This is a genomic window from Pedobacter sp., from assembly GCF_045628745.1.
GTDB lineage: Bacteria > Bacteroidota > Bacteroidia > Sphingobacteriales > Sphingobacteriaceae > Pedobacter.
Genome location: NZ_JAZQPU010000384.1, coordinates 1 through 3,206, shown reverse-complemented (window position 1 = coordinate 3,206; position 3,206 = coordinate 1). Strand labels below are relative to the sequence as shown.

At 43.1% G+C, this 3,206-nt stretch carries 2 protein-coding genes; both read right to left on the bottom strand.

Annotated elements, in window-relative coordinates:
* A partial coding sequence (locus ACR2F7_RS14065; RefSeq protein WP_432714182.1) for a M14 family metallopeptidase occupies positions 1-1,793 on the bottom strand: 1,793 nt, incomplete at its 3' end.
* 35 nt (positions 1,794-1,828) lie between these two features.
* The coding region (locus ACR2F7_RS14060; protein ID WP_432714181.1) for a RagB/SusD family nutrient uptake outer membrane protein at positions 1,829-3,206 on the bottom strand (1,378 nt) is incomplete at its 5' end.

The following is a 3,206-nucleotide window of genomic DNA, read 5'->3' as shown; positions in this document are numbered from 1 at the left end:
GCTTTTAACAAATCATTTACCGCAATAAAGGTATTGTTAACAGCTACATCCAAAACATAACCACTGGTAGATGTGGCTACTGTTTTGGCTGGTGCATTTTGTAAAGCGCCATAAGCAATACGCTCAAACGGACCATCTAAGGTAGTGAGGATGCGGTCAAAATGAACACCCATTTGAAAAGCCAGGGTCCAGCCTGCAGCATCGTATGGACGTACCGGAGGGCCTCCAGGGTATTGAAAGTCATTCGGGTGATCTTGTGGCTCAAACATATCCAACACATGCGGACGGAAAGCCTGGTTCGTTTTAACGATATAAGAACCTATAGGATAGTTTTTGCCACTTACCGTAAAAGGTGCTGTAGCACGATGAACCAAAATACCCGACTTTAGTAAAGAGTTGATAAACTTAACCGCAGTAGGAAAATCAGACTGGTCTGCAGAGATGATATAACCTCTTGCATCCAGTGTCTCCGGATTTTTCAATACAGCATCATAATATTTCATTGGCATAGCAGCCGATAGTTTACCAGTGCTGTCTTTTTCTAGTAAGTTTGCTTTTTTATCTTTTTCATAAGCCTCACTGATGGAAGCAATATGCTTAGGCATTAAAGTCCAGTTATCTTGATTTCCTTTGTTGATGGCATTTCTTCCCATCACATAGATATTATACAAAAGCTTATCTCCCTGGCGACTAGCATAATCAAGGATCCCGTAATTTAATGATACCGAGTAGTCAATAGATTTACGGAATTTCCACTCTTGTGGCGTCACCGGAAATGGCGTTGCATTATTTGGGATCAACCTATCTGGCACCAAAGCAATTTTAGAAGGTGTAGGATTTCCAGTAATTTCCGTCAGAATCCCGATCATGTTATGGAAATAAGGTGTAGTCCTTAAACCACCATTCCACCAGGTAGAATAAACAGAACCACTTAGACGAGTATAACCTGGTTTACCTTCAGTGTTCAACCTATTGATCATGGCTGCTGCCACACCATCAATGCCAGTAATCAGCAAAGGGTCGAACACAAAATTAAATGGATCACGGTATGGCGGACCAGCCACTACAGCACCCTCCGGCGAAGTTTGGTGGTGGTTATAAATTATTTGCGGCATCCATTCAATATATTGCTGTCTGGAGATATTGGTGGTTTCCTTCATGTTCATCATATAGAAATCCCTGTTGTTATCATGACCAATATATTTCTGGTAAAGACGTGGGATACTCATGTTCCGTTTTTTAGGATCTTTATCTTTCATGTACCAGTTAGAAACCAGCTCTTGTCCGTCGGGATTAACCTGCGACAATAAGATGATGACATTGTCGAGAATGCGCTTAGTTTCAGCATCATTTGCACTCAGTAAGCGGTAGTAAATTTCAAGCAATTGCTGCGTAGCCACAGTTTCTGTAGCATGCAAACCACCATCAAGCCATACCACAGGTTTTCCCTCGAGGGCAAGTGCTGCTGCCTGCGCATCGGTCAGGTTTTCGGCCCTGGCCAATTGCTGTGAAATTTCTTTATAACGGGCCAGCTTTTTCAAGTTGGCAGGCGAGGAAATGACCATTAAATACTGGTTGCGCCCCTCCTCTGTTTTACCAATTTCCTGGAGTACCACCCGGTCAGACTGCTGCGCGAGCTTTTTAAAATAAGCTTCTGCCTGGGTGTAATTGGCGAGGCTATAATCATCGCCAATGTTAAAACCGAAGTGCTCTTTTGGACTTGTAATGGTTTGTGCAGCGGCAGAAGCCACACACAAAAACAATATTACATACGTTTTAAATAATCTTATCATAATCAGCTTATTAAATAATTTGTAAATAGTTTTTCTTAGATATCTTTATTGTAAAGCGACTCATTATTAGGTATAGGCCACAGGTAATTGGGATCATCAGGGTTAATTTTTGGTATTGGCGATGAGCCCAGTGGTGTTTTAGCAGGTATAGGGAGTTTCAATCGCATTAAATCAGCATTGCGGATACCTTCGCCAAGAAACTCAATGTGTCGTTCTACTATAATTTTGTCCAGCAATTCTTGCTTTGCAGCAGCAGTAATGGTGGTTGTAGCATCCGAACGTTTTCTCACCGCATTGACCAAGGCCAAAGCTCTTGCATCTACCCCATTTAAGTTAGTTAAAGCTTCGGCTAAATTCAACAAAACTTCAGCATACCTTATCACTGGCACATAATCTGTGTAAGGGGAACCAGAGGAATATTTAGTACTCCATAATCGCCCTTTATTGACACCAGCCGCTGTGCTGAAAGTTAATTCACGTCTTTTATCAGTTGCTTTCCAACCAGCATCAGCCACAATACCACCTTCAAATAAATAAAAATCTCCACCACCAGTTCTGCCTAAACCTGTGGCATTAGACCCGTCAGGCAAATACGCATTCCCTAAGGAAGTACCCGGCGCATCGTTAGAAGTAAATGGCATAGAAAAGATAGATTCTGTAGATGTATAAGGCGCCTTAAAAACTGTTGTTACATCGGCCTGGAGGGCATGCAGCACACCAGAAGGTGCGATGAAGGGTGCAGCTACCGGCACAATTTTATTGGCCGCCGTTACAACATTGGCATAATCGCCCATGCTTAAATACACCTTTGTTTTAGCCGCTATAACGGTATTGCGGTGTGCACGGGTGGTATTGAGGGCTGCTGTAGTATATTTTTCAGGAACATTAGTTTCGGCAAAGTTCATATCGTCTATAATCTGCTTATAGACCTCTGCTACTGTGCTTCGTTTTAGGTTATAATCACCCAGGCCTTTGTTTGGCGTTAGGCGAAGCGGTAAACCCGGACTAGCACCCTGGTTTTTAGTAAAGGGCTCCGCATACAGCTGCAACAGGTAATAATAGGCCAAAGAACGCAGAAACCTGGCCTCACCTACGTAATTACCATTGATGGCCGTACCCACAACAGCACCACCCTTTTCTTCCATATTGGCAATGAACACATTGCAGGCATTGATGATCTGGTAGCCCTGGGTCCATACTGCAGAAACATCTGAGGTACCCGGGTCAACGGTCATCATGTAAGACAAACCGCCCCTGGTAGGATTAAGGTTGGTGGCCACAAAATCTCCGGCACGGGCCTCACTGTAATATAGGTATTGACTACCCCAAAAACCACCCCCTTTAAAAGTAGCATATAAACCATTCATCAGGTTACTGATTCTTTCTGGGGTATCATAAGCTGAAATATCAGAG